Below are 21,651 nucleotides of genomic sequence, written 5' to 3' on the forward strand. Positions count from 1 at the left end.
CTGCAAGCCGCGCATTGTACCCGTCAGCGCACCAGCGCGGCGTAGCGATCACAATCGGTGGTGTGGTCCATGACCATGCCGGTCGCCTGCATGAAGGCGTAGCAGATGGTCGGGCCGACGAAGGTGAAACCGGCCTTCTTCATGGCCTTGCTCATGGCCACGGCCTCGTCGGTGCTCACCGGAATGTCGCTGCGCCCGGTGAAGTGATTGATTTTCGGCTCGCCGCCGACGAACGACCACAGCCACTCGGCCGGGTTGTCCAGCGCCAGCCAGGCCCGGGCGTTGCGGCGCACGGCGTTGAGCTTGAGGCGGTTGCGAATGATGCCGGGGTCGAGCATCAGTTCCTCGATGCGTTCATCGCTCATCTGCGCCAGTCGTACCGGGTCGAAGCCATACAGCACCTCGCGATAGCGCTCGCGTTTGCGCAGCACGGTGATCCACGACAAGCCCGCCTGGAACCCTTCGAGCAAAAGCATCTCGAAGAGCAACGCCGGATCACGCCGCGGCGTGCCCCACTCATGGTCGTGGTAGGCCTGGTACAACGGGTCGTCGGTACACCAAAAGCAGCGTGGCATAAGGCTCCAAGCAGTAGAGGGCGAGGCGAATCGGGTTATACTCCCGCTCTTTACATCCGCATCCCCAGATACAGGTGAATTTCGTGAGCCAGCCTACGCCAGCCGTGCGTACCTTCCAAGACCTGATCCTCGCCCTGCAGAAGTACTGGGCCGAGCAAGGTTGTGTGGTGCTTCAGCCCTACGATATGGAAGTAGGCGCCGGCACTTTCCACACTGCTACCTTCCTGCGCGCCGTCGGCCCGGAAACCTGGAACGCTGCCTACGTGCAGCCGAGCCGTCGCCCTGGCGACGGACGGTACGGTGAAAACCCCAACCGCCTGCAGCACTACTACCAGTTCCAGGTAGTGCTCAAGCCGAACCCGGCCAACTTCCAGGAGCTGTACCTCGGCTCGCTGAAGGCGATCGGCCTGGACCCGCTGGTGCACGACATCCGCTTCGTCGAAGACAACTGGGAATCGCCAACCCTCGGTGCCTGGGGCCTGGGCTGGGAAATCTGGCTCAACGGCATGGAAGTGTCGCAGTTCACCTACTTCCAGCAGGTTGGCGGCATCGAGTGCTATCCGGTCACCGGCGAAATCACCTACGGCCTCGAGCGCCTGGCGATGTACATCCAGGGCGTCGACTCGGTGTATGACCTGGTCTGGGCCGACGGCCCGTTCGGCGTGGTCACCTATGGCGATGTGTTCCACCAGAACGAAGTCGAGCAATCGACTTACAACTTCGAGCACGCCAACGTCGAAAAACTGTTCGAACTGTTCGACTTCTACGAAAGCGAAGCGAACCGTCTGATCAAGCTCGACCTGCCACTGCCCACCTATGAAATGGTCCTGAAGGCCTCGCACACCTTCAACCTGCTCGATGCTCGCCGCGCCATCTCGGTGACCGAGCGCCAGCGCTACATCCTGCGCGTGCGCACCCTGGCCCGCGACGTGGCGCAAAGCTACCTGCAGGCACGTGCACGCCTGGGCTTCCCGATGGCGACCCCTGAACTGCGAGACGAAGTGTTGGCCAAGCTGGAGGTTGCACAATGAGTGCTCAAGATTTCCTGGTAGAACTGGGCACCGAAGAACTGCCACCCAAGGTTCTTACCAGCCTCGGCGACGCCTTCCTGGCCGGTATCGAAAAGGGCCTGCAGGCCGCAGGCCTGAACTACACCGGCAAGCAGGTGTATGCCGCACCGCGCCGCCTGGCCGTGCTGATTCGCCAGCTCGACGCCCAGCAGCCCGACCGCAGCATCAATATCGACGGCCCGCCGCGCCAGGCAGCCTTCGATGCCGACGGCAACCCGACCCAGGCCGCCCTGGGCTTTGCCAAGAAATGCGGTGTCGAGCTGGCCGAAATCGACCAGAGCGGCGCCAAGCTGCGTTTCTCCCAGCACATCCCGGGCAAGGCCACCAGCAGCCTGCTGGCGACCATCGTCCAGGATTCGCTCAACGACCTGCCGATTCCCAAGCGCATGCGCTGGGCCGCCAGCCGTGAAGAATTCGTACGCCCGCCACAGTGGCTGGTGATGCTGTTCGGCGAGCAGGTGATCGACTGCACCGTGCTGTCCAAGCACGCCGGCCGTCATTCCCGTGGTCACCGTTTCCACCACCCGGAAGAAGTGCTCATCAGCGCCCCGGCCAACTACGCCGAAGACTTGCGCAAAGCCTACGTCATCGCTGATTTTGCCGAACGTCGCGCGCTGATCGCCAAGCGCACCGACGAGCTGGCCGCCCAGCAGAACGGCACCGCCATCGTGCCGCCGTCGCTGCTCGATGAAGTCACCGCGCTGGTCGAGTGGCCTGTGCCACTGGTGTGCTCGTTCGAGGAACGTTTCCTCGAAGTGCCCCAGGAAGCGCTGATCACCACCATGCAGGACAACCAGAAGTATTTCTGCCTGCTCGACAGCCAGGGCAAGCTGCTGCCGCGCTTCATCACCGTCGCCAACGTCGAGAGCCGCGATCCGCAGCAGATCGTCCACGGCAATGAAAAAGTCGTGCGCCCGCGTCTGACCGACGCCGAGTTCTTCTTCAAGCAAGACAAGAAGCAGCCTCTGGAAACCTTCAACGAGCGGTTGAAGAACGTGGTCTTCCAGGCCCAGCTGGGCAGCGTCTACGACAAGGCCGCGCGGGTCTCCAAGCTGGCTGCGCTGATTGCCCCGCACATCGGTGGTGATGCCGCCCGTGCCGCGCGTGCCGGTCTGCTCTCCAAGTGCGACCTGGCCACCGAGATGGTCGGCGAGTTCCCCGAGATGCAAGGCATCGCCGGTTACTACTACGCCGTCAACGACGGTGAGCCGGAAGACGTCGCCCTGGCCCTCAACGAGCAGTACATGCCGCGTGGCGCGGGCGCCGAACTACCCAGCACGCTGACCGGTGCTGCCGTCGCCATCGCCGACAAGCTCGACACCCTGGTTGGCATCTTCGGCATCGGCATGCTGCCGACCGGCAGCAAAGACCCGTACGCACTGCGCCGCGCGGCGCTGGGCGTGCTGCGTATTCTCATCGAGAAGAAACTCGACCTCGACCTGACCGAAGCCGTGCGCTTTGCCGTCGCTCAGTTCGGCACCACGGTCAAGACCCAGGGCCTGGCCGAGCAAGTGCTGGAATTCATCTTCGACCGCCTGCGCGCGCGCTACGAAGACGAAGGCATCGACGTCGCCACCTACCTGTCGGTGCGTGCCCTCAAGCCCACCTCGGCACTGGACTTCGATCAGCGCGTGCAGGCCGTACAGGCCTTCCGCAAGTTGCCGGAAGCCGATGCCCTGGCTGCGGTCAACAAGCGCGTGTCGAACCTGCTGAGCAAGGCCGAAGGCGCCATCGCTGCGCAGGTCGAGCCGAAGTACTTCGACAACGCCAACGAGTTCTCGCTGTATTCGGCCATCCAGCAGGCCGACCACGCCGTGCAACCGATGGCCGCAGCACGTCAGTACAGCGAGAGCCTGGCGCGCCTGGCAGCCTTGCGTGAACCGGTCGATGCCTTCTTCGAAGCGGTGATGGTCAACGCCGAGGACGCCAAGGTACGCGCCAACCGCTACGCCTTGCTCAGCCGCCTGCGCGGGCTGTTCCTGGGTGTTGCCGATATCTCGTTGCTGGGGTAAGCCTTGAAACTGCTGATTCTCGATCGGGACGGGGTGATCAATTTCGACTCCGACGCCTATATCAAGTCGGTGGAGGAATGGATTCCCATCCCCGGCTCGATCGAGGCCATTGCGCAACTGAGCAAGGCCGGCTGGACGGTGGCCGTCGCCACCAACCAGTCGGGCATCGCTCGCGGTTACTACCCGCTCACCACCCTCGAAGCCATGCATACGCGCTTGCGCGAGCTGGTGGCCGAGCAGGGCGGCGAGCTCGGGCTTGTCGTGTATTGCCCACATGGTCCGGATGAGCACTGCGCGTGCCGCAAACCGAAGCCGGGCATGCTCAAGGCGATTGCCGAGCATTATCAGCAGGATCTGGCCGGCGTCTGGTTCGTCGGCGACAGCCGCGGCGACCTTGACGCTGCCGTGGCGGTTGATGCACAACCGGTGCTGGTCAAGACCGGTAAAGGTGAGCAGACCCTGAGCAAGGGTGTGCCGCAACACACCTTGATCTACCCAGACCTGGCGTCCGTCGCCAGGGCCCTACTTTAAAAACGCTGCGCCTGGCGCGCAGCGTTCTCACGCGGGCAGGCCCCGCCACGGTACATGTCACTATGTCGATCCTGCAGGCGATCAGAGTCTTTCTTTTTTACCTGCTGCTGGGCACCAGCTCGCTGCTGTGGTGCACCCTGAGCTTCTTCATCGCACCGTTTCTGCCCTTCCGGCAGCGCTATCGGTTCATCAACGTCTACTGGTGCCGCTTCGCCGTGATGCTGGCCTGGGTGATTCTGGGCATTCGCTACAAGATCACCGGCGCCGAGCACGTGCCCGACGAGCCTTGCGTGATCCTCGCCAACCATCAGAGCACCTGGGAAACCTTTTTCCTCTCGGCGTACTTCTCGCCGCTGAGCCAGGTGCTCAAGCGCGAGCTGCTGTATGTGCCGTTCTTTGGCTGGGCCATGGCCATGCTGCGACCCATCGCCATCGATCGCGATAACCCCAAAGAGGCCCTGCGCCAAGTGGCGAAGAAGGGCGATGAACTGCTCAAGCAGCGCATCTGGGTGCTGATCTTCCCAGAGGGCACCCGCGTGCCCTTCGGCCAGATCGGCAAGTTCTCCCGCGGTGGCACGGCGCTGGCCGTCAACGCCGGCTTGCCCGTGCTGCCAATCGCGCACAATGCCGGCAAGTTCTGGCCCAAGGCGGGCTGGGGCAAGCGGGCAGGGGTGATCGAGGTGGTCATCGGTGAACCAATGTACGCCAACGGCACCGGTCCTCGGGCCATTGCCGAGCTCAATGACCGTGCTCAGGCCTGGAACGAGGCCACCCAACGCGCGCTCGGCTCACTGCCTGCGGTTGCCGAAGATCAGCCTGGACAAGTAGCTTGATGATTCTGTGGATAAGGTGTGAGCAACTCTGTATTGAAATTCCGAAAATCTTCCGTAACTCATTGAAATTAATGTTTATTTCATAAAGTCAGGATTTTCCGAAAATCGTGCATAAGTTTTTTCGCTGCACAAGAAACCGGCCCGAAGGCCGGTTTTTTTGTGGATGCTTCAGACCTTGTCGATATCCACGTCCTTGGTCTCTCGCAGGCAGAAAATGCCAACCACAAGACTGATCCCAGTGACCAGCACCGGGTACCACAATCCGTAGAAGATATCGCCGGTGTAGACCACCAGGGCGAATGACACCGTGGGCAGGAAGCCGCCGAACCAGCCGTTGCCGATGTGGTAGGGCAGCGACATCGAGGTATAGCGGATGCGCGTCGGGAACAGCTCGACCATGACCGCGGCCAAGGGTCCGTAGGTCATGGTGGCGATCAGAATCATCGCCACGATCAGCACCACCACCATCACCTGATTGACCTGCGCCGGATCGGCCTTGGCGGGGTAGCCGGCCTGCTCGATGGCGGCGCGCATCGCGGCTTCATCGTAACCTTCGATGGTGCGTTCACCGATGCTGACCTGTACCGCCTCGCCCGTGGTCTTGACCGAGCTGTAGGGCAGACCCTGCTTGACCAGGAAGGTCTTGACCTTGTCGCACGGGCTGTCGAAGCGAGCCTTGCCGACCGGGTCGAACTGGAAGGTACAGCCGCCTGGATCGGCACTGACCACGATCGGCGCCTGACGGCTGGCGGCGTCGATCTGCGGGTTGGCGTAGTGGCTGAGCGCCTTGAACAGCGGGAAGTACAGCACGGTCGCCAGCAGCAGGCCGATCATCAGAATCGGTTTGCGGCCCACCCGATCGGACAACCAACCGAAGAACACGAAGAACGGCGCGCCGATGATCACACTGATGATCAACAGCGTATTGGCCTGAGCGGCGTCCATCTTGAGCATCTGGGTGAGGAAGAACAGCACGTAGAACTGCGCCGTGTAGAAGGTCACCGCTTGCCCTGCGTTGATGCTGAACAGTGCAGTCAGCACCACCTTGAGGTTGGGCCAGGAGGTGAACGATTCCCGGATCGGCGACTTGCTCAGCTTGCCCTGGGCTTTCATTTTCACGAATGCTGGCGATTCACGCATGCTCATGCGAATCCAGGTCGAGATGCCCAACAGCACGATCGACAGCAAGAACGGCAAGCGCCAGCCCCAGGTCTCGAACTCGTCACCGCTGATGTAGCGGCTACCGAGCACCACCAGCAGCGACAGCAGCAAGCCCAAGGTGGCTGTGGACTGGATGAAGCCGGTGTGGAAACCACGTTTGCCGGGCGGCGCGTGTTCCGCCACATAGGTGGCCGCACCGCCGTATTCACCGCCCAGCGCCAGGCCCTGGAGCATGCGCAGAATCACCAGGATGATCGGTGCCGCGATGCCGATGCTGGCGTAGGTCGGCAGCAGGCCCACGGCGAAGGTCGACAGCCCCATCAGTACGATGGTCACCAGGAAGGTGTACTTGCGTCCGATCATGTCGCCTAGTCGACCGAACACCAATGCTCCGAACGGTCGCACCAGAAAGCCTGCGGCAAAGGCCATCAGCGCGAAGATGAACGCCGTGGTGTCGTTGACCCCGGCGAAGAACTGCTTGCTGATGACCGCCGCCAGCGCGCCATACAGGAAGAAGTCGTACCACTCGAACACCGTGCCGAGCGAGGAGGCGAAGATGATCTTGCGTTCCTCGCTGCGGCTGGCGCCAGCGGAAGCTGCGGGTTGCTCTTGAAGGTAGTCCGACATCGATGCTGTCCTCGGCCCGTGGGCCACAGTGAATAGTTGTTGTTGTTCCACTGTCGGCAGCTTCCGACTCCCCGCTGCCGGTGTTGCACGTCACCTGGTCAAGGCGTCGGTATCGCGTGCTGCGTACTCTGGGGTCGCTTGCTATGGCTTTGCTGAAGAATCAACTGCGCCGCCTTCTCGCCGATCATCAGGGTTGGCGAACAGGTATTGCCCGAGACGATCTCGGGCATGATCGAAGCATCGGCCACGCGCAGGCCCTGAATGCCGTGAACCCGCAGTTGGCTGTCCACCACATCCAGCGGGCCACTACCCATCCGGCACGTGCCTACCGGGTGAAAGATGGTGGTGCCGATGCGCGCCGCGGCTTCATGCAATTGCTGCTCGGTGTTCATCTCCGCCCCGGGCAGGTATTCACGCGGGTCGAAGATCGCCAGGGCAGGGGCCTGGACGATGCGTCGGGTCAGGCGTATGGCCTGGGCAGCCACCGTGAGGTCTTGCGCCTCACTCAAGTAATTGGGGTCGATCAGCGGTGCGCTATTGGGGTCAGCGCTGCTGATGTCCACGCGGCCGCGGCTGAGCGGACGCAGGTTGCACACCGAAGCGGTAAAGGCAGGGAAGGGGTGCAACGGCTCGCCGAAACGCTCCAGCGACAACGGCTGCACGTGGTACTGCAGGTTGGCGCTGGGCTGCTCCGCTGAAGAGCGAACGAACGCTCCTAGTTGGCTGGGTGCCATCGCCAGTGGCCCGCTGCGGTCGTACAGGTAACGCAAGCCCATGCCCATCTTGCCCCACAGGCTGCCGGCCATCTGGTTGAGGGTGCGGGCGTTGGCGATGCGATACACCAGACGCAATTGCAGGTGATCCTGAAGATTGCCGCCAACACCCTCTAGCGCGTGAAGCACCGGGATGCCGAGCCGCTCCAGGAGCGAACGCGGGCCAATGCCTGAGCGCTGAAGAATCCCGGGTGAGCCAATCGCCCCCGCGCACAGGATGATCTCGCGGCGCGCACTGAAGCGGCGAGGCTGGTTCTGCCAGCGTCCGTTGACTGCCGCCGCGCGGCCACCTTCCAGCTCCAGCCGATCGACTTGCACATCGGTCAGCACAGTCAGGTTGGGCCGCTGCATCACCGGGCGCAGGAACGCCTTGGCCGCATTCCAGCGTACGCCGTTGCGCTGGTTGACCTGAAAATACCCGGAGCCCTGGTTGTCTCCGGTGTTGAAGTCATCGAGCTTGGCGATGCCGCACTGCTCGGCAGCATCGCGAAACGCTTCGAGAATCGGCCATTGGTAACGCTGGCGTTCGACGCGCCATTCACCTTCACCGCCGTGATGGTCAGACGCTCCAGCGAAATGCCGCTCACTGGCCTTGAACAGCGGCAGTACATCCTTCCATGCCCAGCCCTGATTGCCTTGCGCGGCCCAGCCATCGTAATCACTGGCCTGACCACGCATGTAGATCATGCCGTTGATCGATGAGCAGCCCCCGAGCACGCGGCCGCGTGGGTAGCCCAACTCACGACCGCCCAGACCTGCCTGCGCGCTGGTCTTGAAACACCAATCAGTGCGCGGGTTGCCAATGCAGTGCAGGTAGCCCACAGGGATGTGAATCCATGGATAGTTATCGCGCCCACCGGCTTCGAGCAGCAGCACCCGACAGCTTGGATCAGCGGACAGACGATTGGCCAGCAGGCAGCCCGCAGGCCCAGCACCGACCACGATGTAGTCGAAACCTGAATCGGCAAATGACATGTGCATGTTCTTGCGCCTGATTTTTTATTCTTGTCGTCTATGATCCTAGTGCTTAATTTCGCTGCGCACGCATGCGTTTTTGCGCAATGGCTGTGCATTTTTTTACAGCGCCGTGCTGACCGCCTTACGCCAGCGCGGCGCGGCCAACCCCTCTCATCCATAGCCGGCAAGGCTCAGCCCTATGTTCGACTGGAACGATTTGCGGTTTTTCCTGGAGCTTCAGCGCAGTGGTCGCCTGCTGAGCGCTGGCCGGCGCCTCAAGACCACCCACAGCACCGTAGCGCGGCACATCGAGCGTATCGAGGCCAGCCTTGGCACGGCGCTGTTCATCCACCACGCCCAGGGTTTTGAGCTGACTCCAGCCGGGCAGGCGCTGCTCAAACACGCTGAGGCCATGGAAAATGTCGCGCTGCTGGCGCAGGAAGAAATCACCCAGGCGATCACCCCGCTGGGCAAGATCCGTCTGGGCGTGACCGAGGGCATCGGCATCTGTTTCATCACGCCTCGCCTGGGCGGGCTGTTCGAGCGCTATCCGGGCCTGGAGGTCGAGCTGGTGGCAGTGCCACGGTTCGTCAGCATCCTCAATCGCGAGGCAGAAATCAGCGTGCATCTCGAGCGGCCGAACGCCGACCTCTTGATCACCCGCAAGCTCACCGACTATCGCCTGGCTTTGTATGCCAGCCCCGCGTACCTCGATAGGGCAGCGCCCGTGCACAGCCGCGACGACCTGATTCGGCACAGCTGGATCGGTTATGTCGACGACTTGCTGTTCAGCCAGGAACTGCTGTTGCTCAACAGCTTCTGTCGCGCGCCCAATGTCGTCTTTCGCAGCACCAGCGTGATCGCCCAGCAGGAGGCGGCACGCGCCGGGCTGGGGATCGCGGTGCTGCCCAACTACATGGCGCGGCATGATCCGCTTCTGCGCAGGATACTGCCCAACGAATCCCTTCAGCGCAGCTATTGGATCAGCACCCGCCGTGAGTTGCACAAGTCCGTGCGCCTGCGCGTGGTCTGGGATCACCTACTGGCGCTGTGCGCGGATGCGCAGGGCGAGTTGCTGGCAGAATGAAATGATGCACGCCAGGGGTGCAACCGACTGTCACGCTTCGCGGCGTATCATTGGCCGTGGCGCCATGCTGCCAACGGTGTAGTTTCATCCTGCTCACGGCCAACTTGTATAAACTGCGCCTATACTTGACCATTGACGACACTGCCCCACCGTCGTCAATAAACCGTGACCCATAAAATGACGCATCCGAGCAGATGCGAGAATGCCTGAAACCCAATAACAGGACACGACATGGACAGTCGACCGATAATGCCTAAGTGCGACGTGCACGCGCCGGGCTGTTTACACACTTCACTTCAATCAGAATTGGAAACGCAACTGGGTGATTTACGCACCTTGCACTACGCGTACTTTGCGACGGTGCGCAATCGCGATGTTCAACCGTTGATCATTTCCAATTATCCGGCGCGCTGGCTTAAATCCTATAAAGCAGCGAATGCTCATTTGATCGACCCGGTCATTCAATATGGGCTCACCACCTGTGCACCTTTTTCCTGGAGCGACGCCACGGCCGCCTATGGCGATGAAAGCGGTGTCGATCTGTTTCGCCGTTCCGGGCACCACCATCTTCGTTCCGGGGCGACGTTCACCTTGCACGACGCCAGCGGCGTGTTCAGCGCGCTGAGTTTCTCGGATGGCGGAGGGCAAGCGGAACTGGACCGCCGGATGGCCGACCAGCAAGCGCAGATCCAGATGGCGCTGATTCGCTTCCACTGCCGGATCATGGGCCTGCACAGCCTCGACCAATTGTTTCCCAGTGCGCCAAGAGACACCCTGTCGCAACGCGAAACCAGCGTACTCAAGCTGGTCATGCTGGGGCAGAACTATCGGGACATTGCCAAGACCTGCGGCATCTCAGAGCGCACGGTGAAATTTCACATGTCCAATATCACCAGCAAGCTGCAGGTCAGCAATGCGCGGCAGGCGATCTACGAGGCCCAGTGCCAGGGCCTGCTCTGATCAGGCACTGGTGCGCAGTTGCGTGTCCAGGCCCTGTAATGGACGGGGCCATTGGGAAGCACGCTCGTCGCTGAGCGGCTGGCGGCGGCGAATGGCTTCGAGCAGGCGTTGCCGGTTGTTCGCCGTCACCGGCATGTCCAGCAGTAGCACGCGCTCGCCTGGCGATGCCTCGCCAGTGTCGAGCACCTCATAGTGCCAGCCCGCCTGGCGCACTACCCGCGCCATCGCCGCACTGACCACGGTGATGATCGACTCCAGCCCGGTGCTCTGGGCGTGATTGTGCATGCACAACAAAAGCATTTCGGTCAGCGGCAGGTGGGCCAGACCCAACTGGCGAGAGCGCGTCTTGTCGACGAAGAAGCGACTGGATTCAGCGATACGTGGATGCCTGGGCGCTGCACAGCGAAAGAAATCACGGAACGGGCCTTCGACCATATAGGGGTGCACGGTGTTGATCAAACGCAGGCCTGCCAGCGGGATGCCCTGCCAGGTGCCCAGTAGATAAGTGGTCTGCGGATTATCGAATTCGTCTTCTTCGATACCGTTATTGACGCGTACTTTCCAGTTCAATCGGTCCGCAAATACGTGCTTGCGCAGTTGGTGAACTTGCGCCACCCAGTCATGCGGAACAGTGGAATAATCAACTATATGAAACGCTATCTCATCCATGAGCGGTTTTCTTCCACGGGTGCGAACTCGGTATAAATCGAGACTTCGCAGGGTAGATGGGTATCACTTCCGACAGCACAGCTTAACCCGTTCCAGCGGGTTTTAACCTGTCCTTAAGTTCAGGTCGGCTTTTCTATTTTCTTTAACCAAGGCTGATGCACTCGACCTGTACTTAGAGACAGTTGTAGGCACCCGACTAATACGACAGGTTATGCAGCGCTGTCGCTGACCGGCTTCAGCAATTGTTCATACCACGCCCGCGCAACAGTCACCGTCGACGTGCATTAGCCCGTGCAGACGGTGAACGGTCAGGCGCGGCGTCCAACAGGGAAGATCATGGGAATGTCCACTTCTGCAGCACCTCGCCGGGTCGTTGTCACCGGCTACGGCGCGATCTGTTCACTTGGCCAGAACGTCAATGCCATCTGGGACGCGATGATGGACTACCAGGTCGGCTATCGGCAGCACAGCTTCGACGACCCGACCATCCATGCCCGTTACTTCGGTTTCATCGAGGATTTCGGCCGCGAGCTGATGCGCCCGTTTCCAAAAAAGATTTCCAAGATGCTGCCGTTGTTCGCCAAGTACAGCCTGGTGGCCGCCCATGAAGCGCTGAGCATGGCCTACGGCGACACGCCGCTGGATGAGGTGGTGTCGCCGTTCGACCGCGGCGTGATGCTCGGCACCGGCTGGGGAGGGCTGGACACGGCCAACGGTAACAACAACGAATACCGCGCCCACGGTATCTCCACTTCGTTCGCCACGGTGATGTCGATGTGCAACGCGGCCACTGCCGGCGTCACCATGCACTGGAACATGCGCGGTGTGCAGAACAGCCCTGTCGCTGCCTGTGCCACCGGCACGATCGCCATCGGCGAGGCCTACGAGGCCATTCGCAGCGGCCGCGCCAGGATGATGCTGGCCGGCGGCAGCGAGTCGCTCAAAGAGCAGTTCAATGTCTGGTCGATCGACGTGATCCAGGCGCTCAGCAAGGAGCAGGACAACCCGCGCCTGGCCTGCTGTCCGTTCAGCAAGGGACGCAGTGGCTTCGTACTCTCCGAAGGTGCGGCCGTGCTATGCCTGGAAGACTATGAACTGGCCCAGGCCCGTGGCGCGACGATTCTCGGTGAGGTGACCGGCTACGCCAACTACTCCGATGCCTATGACATGACCGCGCCGGCCGAAGACCTGCTGGCTCGAGTACAGGTCATCGAAGCGCTGTGCCGGCAGTCCGGCACGCCGGCGACCGCCATCGACTACATCAACCTGCACGGCACCTCGACGCCGCTCAACGATGTCAACGAAGCTCGCTCCATCAAGCTGGCGCTCGGCGACGCCGCCTACGCCATTCCGATGTCCAGTACCAAGTCGTACACCGGCCACCTGATCGGTGCTGCCGGAGCCATGGAGACCATCTTCTGCCTCAAGGCCATGGCCCAGGGCACCGTACCGGCCACGGTGCACCTCGATGAGCCTGATCCGGACTGTGACCTCAACTTCGTGCCGAACCAGCACCTGCATGCCCAGCGCTTGAACAACACGCTCAACCTGAGCTTCGGCTTCGGTGGTGCCAACGCCGGCATCATGCTGCGCAAGGTGGACTGACCATGCAGTGGCAATTTGGATCTGAGCAGATCGAAGCCTGGGCTAGCCTGTCCGGCGACCGCAATCCGATTCATTTCGACGCCGAGGCCGCGCAGCGCATGCAAGCCGACGATGTGGTGGTGCACGGCATGCTGGCATTGCTGGCGGTCAAGCACCGCATGGGCCGTACTCAGCGGCATGACCACGGCTGGCTGCAGTTCAAGGCGTTGCTGAAGACGCCGGTACTGCGCAACCGTTCGGTCGCCCTCTCGACCCGTGAGCGCAGCGCCCGAACCGCGTTCAAGCTGCACTCGTGCAGTGGCGACAGTGAACATGTGATTGGCCATGTCTCAGCGGTCTCGGCGCCGACCTGGTCGGCGCAAGCGGCAGGCTTCAGCCTTGGCCCGCAGGACATCGCAGGATGGCTCGAACGCTTTCGAGACGATCTGGGCCGCGACATCGATGACTGGGTGGCGCTGGATGCGCTGATCTTCTCGCACTTCATACAGAACCATCTGGGCATGGTCTTCGACAGCCTCTGCGACTCATTTCACCAGCAGCCTCGGCCCGAGCGAATCGAAGATATCTCTGGCCATCTGGTGGTTCAGACCAGCCACCAGATCACCTTCTGCACCTCGCTGCTATCACTGGCTCAGTTGCACACCGACGTCCGCTGCGAGATCGGCAACATCGTCCTGATCGAAAGCCCCGGCAAGGCCGTGGGCACCCTCGACCTGGGCGTGCTGGTCGATGACCAGCACTGCATGACCATCACCCTCGGCCTGATGATCAAGGCCCTTCCTTCCCAAGACGGAGCACTGCAATGACAACCGTAGACAGCGTTTTTTCGATCGTGCGTGAACTGATCCTCGAGCTCAAGGATGTCGATGAGAGCGACGTGACCCTCGACGCCTCCATCGAAGCGATGGAGTTCGACAGCCTGGACTTCGTCGAAATGCAGGTCGTGGTACAGAAGAAAATCGGCGTAGCGCTCGACCCCGATGCGTTCGCCAACCGCAACATCACCACCCTGCGCCAGGTGTGCGAACTGGTGGTCGAGCTTGCCGAGCCCGTCGAGGCCACTGCCTGAAAGCAGCGTCGAATCCATCATCAGGAGCAAAGGAATGTCCAGTTCGACCAGCAGTGTGCTCGCCATTTCAGCGGCGCGGGAATCGAAGATCCGCAAGCTGAGCGAAGTCTCTCACCACAAGACCATGGACCATGCCACGGTGCTGCCTTGGGAGCAGCCCATCGACCGCAGCCTCTACCCGAAAGATCCTGAACACCTGTGGATAAACGGCACGGCGTTCTGCGAAGGCCTGAGCGAGGAACAGAAACTGGAACTGGCCTGGCTGGAAACTGGCCGCGATATCTCTATGTTCATCTGGCTGGAACAGACCATTCCGCCGCTGTACATGGGCTATGTAACGCAGTTCCATGACCGCATTTCGCAGGATCTGCAGGAGTACCTGATGATCTTCTCCAAAGAGGAGATCGTCCACACCCTGACGTTCAAACGCTTCATGGCCAAGGCCGGGTTGGAGATCTGGAATCCGCCGAAAGGGCTGTATGAACTGCTGACGGTAACCCTGCCCAAGCTCGAGCCGGCGGTAGGGGTACTGTTCACCTTGCTGATCGAGTGGGTGGCCGAGATGGGGGCGATGCACACCTCCCAGGGCGCTGCCGTCGAACCGATGACCCGCACCCTGTTCCGCGAGCACCACTACGACGAGGCACGTCACATCGCGTTCGGTCGCTGGATCAGCGAATCGTTCTTCGAGACCGCAAGTGCGCAGGCGATCGCTCAGGTCAAGGCGATGAGCCACAAGATCGTTCCGGCACTGGTCGACATGTTCACCTACAACCCCGAGGTCGCCCAGCACACCTCGTTCACCTTCCCGATCCAGCCGCACGAACACGAGAAGATCGAGCAGGTGTGGCGTTCGGCACACAATGCTCGGCTCAACGAGCAGCGCTTCGCAGAGATCTATGCCTGGATCGACAAGCTGGGGCTGCGTCCATGACCTCGGCATCCTGGGACGCGATCTTCGTCGGTGCCGGGATCACCAGCCTGGCCTGCGCAGCCATGCTGGTCAAACGCGACCCAGGCATGCGGGTGCTGATGATCGACAAGCACATCGTCGTCGGCGGTTACGCATCGACCTTCAGCCGACCGAAACAGCAGGCCGTGTTCGACTGCAGCCTGCACAAGCTCAGTGGCATGAACGAAGGCGGCAACCTGATCAGGATCCTGCGCGACCTGGATTTGGTGGATGCGCTGGAGCTGGTTTATCCACAGGACTACTTCTGTGCCTACCAAGGCAAGCAAGCACTGCCTCTGGCCAACGACGCCGAGCGGGTCGAGCGCCAGTTGACCGAACGCTTCGCGCACCAGGCCGAGGGCATCGCCACGTTTTTCGAACAGGTGCGCAGTTACGGTCGTAACGGCTACTACCAGTTTCAGATGCTCGATGGCAGCTTCGAACCCGACATGGCCCAATTGCGCTACGCGCACCGCAATCTCAAGCACAAGACCGTTCACCAGGGGCTGCACGAGCTGTTCGACGATCCGTACCTGATCGAAATCCTCGCAGCGCCCGGCATTTATGTCGGCGGGTACTGCGAGGACCTCGGTTACCTGTACTACCTGCATGTGGTGTACGCCACGCTCAACCGTGGCAACGCCTATGTCAGGGGATCATCGCAGCATCTCTCCAACCTGCTGGCCCAACGTATCGAGCAGGCCGGTGGTCAGATTCTGCTGAGCACCCGCGTGCAAGCCGTGCTGACCGATGGCGACAAGGTCAGCGGGGTGCGCACTGACGCCGGCACTTTCCATGCACCGCGGGTGTTCATCAATGCCTCGCCACACTACGCCTTGCAGCACCTGTTCGAACCAGGGCTCAAGCTTGCCCCGACACGAGAAAAACTCCGCGCGCTGAAGCCTGCGCGCTCCACCACCACGGTGTACTTGGTCACCGACGCAGCACCGGAGCAGCTTGGCCTGATCCACAGCGAGTCGATGCTGTTCGCTGACGACCCCGCCGCAGCCGCGCCAGCGCGGATGCGTGCCGAGCGCGAGGGACACGATGCTGCACTGTGCGAGGAAGCGTTCTGGGGCTTGTCGCCGATCGAAGTCACCAACTACCACGCGCTCGACCCTGACGCCGGCAAGGTGGTGTGCATCAATGTGCTGGATTCGATCGCTCACTGGCCACAGCGGCGCACCGCCGACTACCGGGCCAAGAAAAAGCGCGCAGCACAGGTGCTGGTCGAACGGCTGCTGCGTCATGTACCGGGACTGCGCGGGCACATCCTGCACACCGAGGTCGCTACGCCGCACACCTACGTGCGCTTCACCAACAACACCGAGGGCTCCGGCTACGGCGCCATGGTCGGCACCGACCTCAAGGGGCATGTTTTTCATCACGGATTCCCCATCGAAGGCGTGCAGTTCCTCAGTGCCTGGGTCGCCGGGCCCAGCTATGAGGCCGCGTTCGGCTATGCGGAAATGAAGGCCAGACAATGGAGACGCGCATGAGCAGAAACGATCACAGCACCAGTTGGCTGGGCGCAGCGGTGTCCAAACTGTTCATCCGGGTGATGTTTCGTCAGGTGCAGGGCTGGAAGCGCGACGTGCCGCCCCGTGCCAGCGCATTCATCGAGAACGCGCCTGACAGCAGTCTGCTCGAAGGGGCCGTGCAGCACAGCTGTGCAGTTCAGCCTAAAGGCGTAGTGATGCTGTGCCATCCCTTCCTCAAGTACGGCATGCACTACTTCTATGAGAACGAGCTGGACCGCGCCTTCGTCGAGCAGGGCTACCACGTGGTGGCCTTCAACTTCAAAGGCTTCGGCCGCAGCAGCATCGGCGGCCATGCCTTCGCCGACGATGTGCTGGCGATTGCCCGGCGCGTGTCGCGAGACTATCCCGGCCTGCCGATCCATCTGGTCGGCTGCTCGTTCGGCGGCTATCACCTGGCCCACGCCCTGGCCCGCGACCACACCCCATTCACCTCGGCGGTGCTCGACAGCGTACCGCTCTCGGTGCGCAGCTACTTCACTCGCGGCCCGCTGCGCCTGGCCATGCGCTGGATCAGTGGGAGTCGTCTGGCAGTGCCAACCGGCACCTGCGCGATCGATCAGTCGCTGCGGGGCATCCGTCATCTGCCGATTGCCTACCTCCACGGACTGGACGACCGCTTCATTCCAGGCAGCAGCGTGACGAAGCTGCAACGCGAGTGCGCAGACCTGCAGGTGATCGGTTTCGAACACTGCCGTCATCTGGAAAACCACAAGAAACACCGCGACCGCTATTTCGCAGAGATCTTCGCCTTCTTCGACCGCGCCCAGGCGCGCAAACCGCTGGTGTCCGCCTGAAGGCGAACACCGCTGGCACAGGAAATGGAAATCATGGATGCAGCACAGCCTGGCAAGGGCAAATGGGTACTGGTCACCGGCGGCAGTCGCGGTATTGGCCGTGCGCTGGTGAAGCACCTCGCAGGGCAGGGTTATCAGGTCGTCTTCACCTATCAGTCATCGGCAGAGGCTGCGCGTGAGCTGGAGCGGGAAGTGGCCGAGCAGGGCGGACAAGCCGAGGGGCATGCTTGTGATGGGCGCGACTACGACGCGGTCAGGCAGGTATGCGAGCAACTGGTAGAGCGGCTCGGCGAACCATACGGGCTGATCAACAACATGGGCATGACCGGCGATCAACTGCTGTTCAAGTTCGACATAGAACGCTACCGCGAGGTGGTGGCCACCAACCTGGATTCCTCGGTGTATTTCAGCAAGTGCCTGGCACCGGCGATGGCTGCGGAAAAGCGCGGCAAGATCATCCACATGTCTTCGGTCAGTGGGCTGAAAGGCAACAAGGGTCAGGTCGGCTATTCGGCGACCAAGGCCGCGATGATGGGCATCACCCGCTCCATGGCGCTGGAACTGGCCCGCTTCAAGATCAACGTCAACGCGATCGCCCCGGGCTACATCGCCACGGAAATGGTCGAGCAGATTCCGGCGGACGCGCGCAAGTCGATCACCAGCAGCATTCCCCTGAAGCGCTTTGGCGAGGTGGAGGAGGTTGCCGCCCTGGCCAGCTTCCTGCTGTCGACCCAGGCCAACTACATCACCGGACAGACCTTTCTCATCGATGGCGGGCTGACGGCCTGATCTGAACACATGCCGGACGCAAGGCCGGGAGAACTCATGAGTCACGAATACGATACGGTTTTTGTCGGCGCCGGCCTCGGCGCGCTCGCCAGCGCCAGCCTCATGGCCCAACGCGGCCAGAAAGTCCTGGTGGTGGAAAAGCACAATATTCCTGGCGGTTACGCCAGCAACTTCCGCCGCAAGGACTTCACCTTCGATGTATCACTGCATTCGTTCGATGGGGTGATGCGTGGCGGTCATTCGTTCAAGGTCATCGAGGCCTGTGGGGTGGCCGACAAGGTCGAGTTCCTCCATCACCCGACGCTGTACCGCTACCGCGCAGACGATATCGACATCACCGTCGGCCACCGCGATCTCGAGGGTTACAAGAACGCATTGTTCCGATTCTTTCCTGAAGAGACCGACAACATCAATCGCCTGTTCGCCGAATCACGACGCAACTATCAGGACTTGTGTGGCTTTCTCTATTCACGCAAACCGTTCTGGATGCGTCTGGTCGCGACGCCCATGGTCTATCCGCGGGTGCTTCGCTATGGCCACGAAACGGTGGACGCCTACTTTTCCCGCTTCACCGCCAACGAGCGGCTCAAGGAAGTGCTGTCAGCGCAATGGAGCTACTACGGCCTGCCGGCCAAGGACCTGGCGTTTGGCTATTTTTCCTACCCGTTCATCGACTACCTCGACCACGGCGGCTACTCGATCAAGGGTGGCTCGCAGGCGCTGTCTCAAGCCTTGGTCGAAGTCATCGAAGCCCATGGCGGGCGAGTGGAGCTGGAGTCGGCAGTGCAGCGTATCGTCACCAGCCGTGGCCGAATCAAGGGCGTGGTGACGCGCAAGTCGGGCGAGGTGAGGGCGCGCAACGTAGTGGCCAACATCTCGCCGCAAGCGGTCGTGGCGCTCACCGGCGAAGAGCATTTCGCCCCGCGCTATCTGTCGCGGCTACGTGAGCAGAAGCTCTCGGTCTCGGGCTTTCAGGTGTACCTGGGGCTCGACTGCCCGCTGAGCGAACTGGGCGTCGGAGCCGAAGACTACATTCACTTCTTCGCCCCGCCGAAGACCCAGCGCGAGCAGTTCGAGCACATCAAGGCCGGAGAGCTGCACCCCGACAACACCAGTTGGTCGATCAATTACTTTTCCAACATCGATCCGTCCATGGTGCCCGTCGGCAAATCCAGCCTGGGCCTGTTCACCCTTACCGGACCCAGTGAATGGCACTCGCTGAGCAAGCTCGAGTACCGGCGCAAGAAACAGGCGCTGACCGATTTGCTGATCGACAACGCCGAGCGCGTCATGCCCGGGCTGCGCCAGCACATCGAAGTGTGCGAGGCCGGCTCGCCGAGGACCATGAGCAAGTTCACGCAAAACCCGGAAGGCGCTATCTACGGCTTCGAACAGACCACCCGGCAGTCCGGCCTGTTCAACCGCTTCCCGCAGAAGTACCCGGTCAAAGGCCTCTACCAGGTAGGCGCCTGGACATTCCCCGGCGCCGGCTTCATCGGCACGATGCTGTCGGCGCGTGTCTTGGTCGACCGCTATTTCTGACCGGCGATTTCCTGTCCTCAATCGAACATTGCGAGACTTCCCATGACCTACGTCGTCACTGACAACTGCATTCGTTGCCGGCACACCAACTGCGTCGACATCTGTCCTGCCGATGCCTTTCACCTGGGCCCCAACTTCATCGTCATCAACCCCCAGGAATGCGTCGACTGCGGCCTGTGCCTGCCCGAGTGCCCGGAAGCGGCGATCACGCCGGAGAACCAGCTCGATGACAGCAACCGTCATTTCCTGGACCTCAACGCCACACTGGCCGAGCACTGGCCGGTGATCCTGCAGCGCATTCCCGCGCTTGAGGATCATCCGCAGTGGAGTGGGGTGCCCAACAAGTTGCCGCACCTGATTCATGAAGCCGACCCGGTCGATCCGGTCCGCGATACGCACCTGGCCCACGCCTGACGCCCAACTGGAATCTGTCCCCATGCAAACCTACGATCGATTCAAAACCCTTGAAAGCGAGACCTTCGACGTCATCGTGGTGGGTGCCGGTATCGGCGGCCTGACCGCTGCCGCGACCTTGGCCAACCGCGGCAAGCAGGTACTGGTGCTCGACATGCACTATGAGATGGGCGGCTGCGCCACGGTGTTTCACCGCAAAGGCAAGGACTACGAGTTCGACGTGGGTCTGCACTACATCGGTGATTGCGGCAAGGACGGTCTGATCCCACGTATCCTGCGTGGTGCTGGCATCGACGATGGCGAAATCAACTTCATCGAGCAAGACCCCGAAGGCTTCGAGACCTTGTGCTTCCCGGACTTCCAGTTCGCCATTCCACGCGGCTACGCACGCTTCCGAGAAAAATTGATTGAGGCTTTTCCGCAGGAAAAGGCCGGGATCGAGCGCTACTTCCGGATGCTTCAGCAAGTCTGGGACTTCATGGGGATTCACTCGCGTCCGCTTTCGGCGCTGTGGGTGCTGCCACGTTCATGGATGCTGATGCGCCATGCCAAGTCCACCGTGGCCGAGTTCCTCGATACCTGTACCCAGGACGAGCGACTGCGCGCGGTGCTCACCGGTCAATTGGGCGTTTACCATCAGCCTCCAAGCCGGGCGACCATGGCGGGCCATGCGGCGGTGGTCAACCATTTCCTGCAGGGTTCCTACTATCCATCGGGAGGCGGGCAGTTGTTCTCCGACAAACTCGGTGCAGTGGTAGAACGCAATGGCGGCAAGATTCTGCTGCGTTCCAAGGTCGAGCGCATCCTGATCGAGAATGGCCGTGCAATGGGTGTTCAATTCAATAACAAGCACCTGGGCATGCGTACCGTTCGAGCGCGCGACATCATCTGCAATGCCGATATCAAACATGCCTTGCTCGATCTTGTGGGTCGCGATCAACTCAAACGCAGCACGGTCAAACGCGCCGAACGGTTCGAGATGTCGCCGGCGATGGGGGTGGTGTATCTGGGCATCGACATGGACCTCAAGGCCATGGGACTGAAGAACACCAACTATCGGATCTACCCTGGCTGCGACTACGAGAAAGCCTATCGCGAGGTGTTCGCTGAGCGCTTCCCCGATGAGCCACACTTGTTCATCGGCAACGCGACCATGAAAGACCCGGACAACCCTGCCATCGCTCCACCGGGCATCTACAACTTGCAGTTGATGTCGGCGGTGCCGTCAGCACCCGAAAGCTGGGGCCTGAGCGAGGCTGAGGTACGCGACGGCAGCTATCGCAACAATCCGGCCTACCTGGCGAAGAAGCAGTGGTACGCCGAACAACTCATCGCCTTGGCCGAAAGGGTGATACCCGGCATGTCCCAACACATCGTCTATCAGGAAGTCTCGACACCGTTTTCGGTAACGCGCTTCATCGGTTCAGAGGGCGGCACTTCCTATGGCCTGGCCTTTACCCCTGAGTACTTCCTGCACAACCGCCCCGGCGCCAAAACCGATATTCGCAACCTCTACCTCTGTGGCGCCTCGACCCGAACCGGGCACGGCATCTTCGGCGCAATGACGGGCGGAGTCGAAGCGGCGGCTGCGGTGAGCGGGCGCAAGGTGCGCTATCAGATCATGGACATCGGCACCCGTGCCCAGGCAGAGGTTCAGACCGCAGGGCAGTAAGCGATTGTTCAGCCCCGG

20 protein-coding genes are annotated in these 21,651 nt (G+C 61.4%); 16 read left to right on the top strand and 4 right to left on the bottom strand.

Features of this window, described 5'->3' with window-relative positions; genetic code table 11:
• Window positions 1–23 precede the first annotated feature (23 nt).
• Window positions 24–575, bottom strand: coding sequence for a DNA-3-methyladenine glycosylase I (locus tag H618_RS0115045; RefSeq protein WP_028695853.1), 552 nt, complete (start codon window positions 573–575; stop codon window positions 24–26).
• A gap of 83 nt (window positions 576–658) precedes the next feature.
• Here H618_RS0115045 and glyQ point away from each other — a divergent pair, with 83 nt between their 5' ends.
• The 4 genes from glyQ (at window position 659) to H618_RS0115065 (ending at window position 5,021) form a co-directional block, all read left to right on the top strand.
• A complete protein-coding gene (gene glyQ / locus H618_RS0115050) occupies window positions 659–1,606 on the top strand; it encodes a glycine--tRNA ligase subunit alpha (protein ID WP_028695854.1) in 948 nt (315 codons plus the stop codon).
• On the top strand, window positions 1,603–3,657 hold the full coding sequence (gene glyS, locus H618_RS0115055) for a glycine--tRNA ligase subunit beta (protein ID WP_028695855.1): 2,055 nt from the start codon (window positions 1,603–1,605) through the stop codon (window positions 3,655–3,657). The genes glyQ and glyS overlap by 4 nt, the downstream gene beginning before the upstream one ends.
• 3 nt (window positions 3,658–3,660) lie before the next feature.
• Window positions 3,661–4,188, top strand: a complete 528-nt coding sequence (gmhB, locus tag H618_RS0115060; RefSeq protein WP_028695856.1) for a D-glycero-beta-D-manno-heptose 1,7-bisphosphate 7-phosphatase — start codon at window positions 3,661–3,663, stop codon at window positions 4,186–4,188.
• A 62-nt stretch (window positions 4,189–4,250) separates the two neighbouring features.
• The gene (locus tag H618_RS0115065; protein WP_028695857.1) at window positions 4,251–5,021 is read left to right on the top strand and encodes a lysophospholipid acyltransferase family protein; all 771 of its coding nucleotides are present in this window, start codon (window positions 4,251–4,253) and stop codon (window positions 5,019–5,021) included.
• Between the two features lie 168 nt (window positions 5,022–5,189).
• Here the strand turns inward: H618_RS0115065 and H618_RS0115070 are convergent, their stop codons facing one another.
• Window positions 5,190–6,809: an MFS transporter gene (locus H618_RS0115070; protein ID WP_028695858.1), complete on the bottom strand. Its 1,620-nt coding sequence runs from the start codon at window positions 6,807–6,809 to the stop codon at window positions 5,190–5,192.
• Between the two features lie 98 nt (window positions 6,810–6,907).
• Complete coding sequence (locus H618_RS0115075) at window positions 6,908–8,557, bottom strand: GMC family oxidoreductase (protein WP_028695859.1); 1,650 nt, start codon at window positions 8,555–8,557, stop codon at window positions 6,908–6,910.
• Between the two features lie 181 nt (window positions 8,558–8,738).
• Between H618_RS0115075 and H618_RS0115080 the strand changes: the two genes are divergently transcribed.
• Window positions 8,739–9,626 carry a LysR family transcriptional regulator gene (locus H618_RS0115080; protein ID WP_028695860.1) on the top strand — a complete coding sequence of 296 codons (888 nt, stop codon included), beginning with the start codon at window positions 8,739–8,741 and terminating at the stop codon, window positions 9,624–9,626.
• Between the two features lie 231 nt (window positions 9,627–9,857).
• A complete protein-coding gene (locus tag H618_RS22540) occupies window positions 9,858–10,586 on the top strand; it encodes a LuxR family transcriptional regulator (RefSeq protein ID WP_081673783.1) in 729 nt (242 codons plus the stop codon).
• Here H618_RS22540 and H618_RS0115090 read toward each other — a convergent pair whose 3' ends face one another.
• Window positions 10,587–11,255, bottom strand: coding sequence for an acyl-homoserine-lactone synthase (locus H618_RS0115090; protein WP_028695862.1), 669 nt, complete (start codon window positions 11,253–11,255; stop codon window positions 10,587–10,589).
• Window positions 11,256–11,597: 342 nt separating this feature from the next.
• Between H618_RS0115090 and H618_RS0115095 the strand changes: the two genes are divergently transcribed.
• Genes H618_RS0115095 through H618_RS0115140 form a run of 10 tightly spaced genes read left to right on the top strand, consistent with a single transcriptional unit; the run spans window position 11,598 to window position 21,633 of the window.
• The gene (locus H618_RS0115095) at window positions 11,598–12,860 is read left to right on the top strand and encodes a beta-ketoacyl-[acyl-carrier-protein] synthase family protein (protein WP_028695863.1); all 1,263 of its coding nucleotides are present in this window, start codon (window positions 11,598–11,600) and stop codon (window positions 12,858–12,860) included.
• Window positions 12,861–12,862: 2 nt separating this feature from the next.
• The gene (locus H618_RS0115100; protein WP_028695864.1) at window positions 12,863–13,666 is read left to right on the top strand and encodes a MaoC family dehydratase; all 804 of its coding nucleotides are present in this window, start codon (window positions 12,863–12,865) and stop codon (window positions 13,664–13,666) included.
• On the top strand, window positions 13,663–13,929 hold the full coding sequence (locus H618_RS0115105; protein WP_028695865.1) for a phosphopantetheine-binding protein: 267 nt from the start codon (window positions 13,663–13,665) through the stop codon (window positions 13,927–13,929). The genes H618_RS0115100 and H618_RS0115105 overlap by 4 nt, the downstream gene beginning before the upstream one ends.
• Before the next feature lie 34 nt (window positions 13,930–13,963).
• Window positions 13,964–14,863, top strand: coding sequence for a diiron oxygenase (locus H618_RS0115110; protein ID WP_028695866.1), 900 nt, complete (start codon window positions 13,964–13,966; stop codon window positions 14,861–14,863).
• A complete protein-coding gene (locus H618_RS0115115; RefSeq protein WP_028695867.1) occupies window positions 14,860–16,380 on the top strand; it encodes a phytoene desaturase family protein in 1,521 nt (506 codons plus the stop codon). Before H618_RS0115110 ends, H618_RS0115115 begins: the two co-directional genes overlap by 4 nt.
• On the top strand, window positions 16,377–17,216 hold the full coding sequence (locus H618_RS0115120; protein WP_033727706.1) for an alpha/beta hydrolase: 840 nt from the start codon (window positions 16,377–16,379) through the stop codon (window positions 17,214–17,216). The genes H618_RS0115115 and H618_RS0115120 overlap by 4 nt, the downstream gene beginning before the upstream one ends.
• 33 nt (window positions 17,217–17,249) lie before the next feature.
• Window positions 17,250–18,005: an SDR family NAD(P)-dependent oxidoreductase gene (locus H618_RS0115125; protein WP_028695869.1), complete on the top strand. Its 756-nt coding sequence runs from the start codon at window positions 17,250–17,252 to the stop codon at window positions 18,003–18,005.
• Window positions 18,006–18,041: 36 nt separating this feature from the next.
• On the top strand, window positions 18,042–19,547 hold the full coding sequence (locus H618_RS0115130; protein ID WP_028695870.1) for a phytoene desaturase family protein: 1,506 nt from the start codon (window positions 18,042–18,044) through the stop codon (window positions 19,545–19,547).
• 42 nt (window positions 19,548–19,589) lie between these two features.
• Entirely contained in the window at window positions 19,590–19,961 is a 372-nt protein-coding gene (fdxA, locus tag H618_RS0115135; protein ID WP_028695871.1) for a ferredoxin FdxA, read from the top strand.
• Between the two features lie 22 nt (window positions 19,962–19,983).
• The gene (locus tag H618_RS0115140; RefSeq protein ID WP_028695872.1) at window positions 19,984–21,633 is read left to right on the top strand and encodes a phytoene desaturase family protein; all 1,650 of its coding nucleotides are present in this window, start codon (window positions 19,984–19,986) and stop codon (window positions 21,631–21,633) included.
• Window positions 21,634–21,651: the final 18 nt, after the last annotated feature.

Source organism: Pseudomonas cremoricolorata DSM 17059 = NBRC 16634, from assembly GCF_000425745.1.
Taxonomy (GTDB): Bacteria; Pseudomonadota; Gammaproteobacteria; order Pseudomonadales; family Pseudomonadaceae; genus Aquipseudomonas; species Aquipseudomonas cremoricolorata.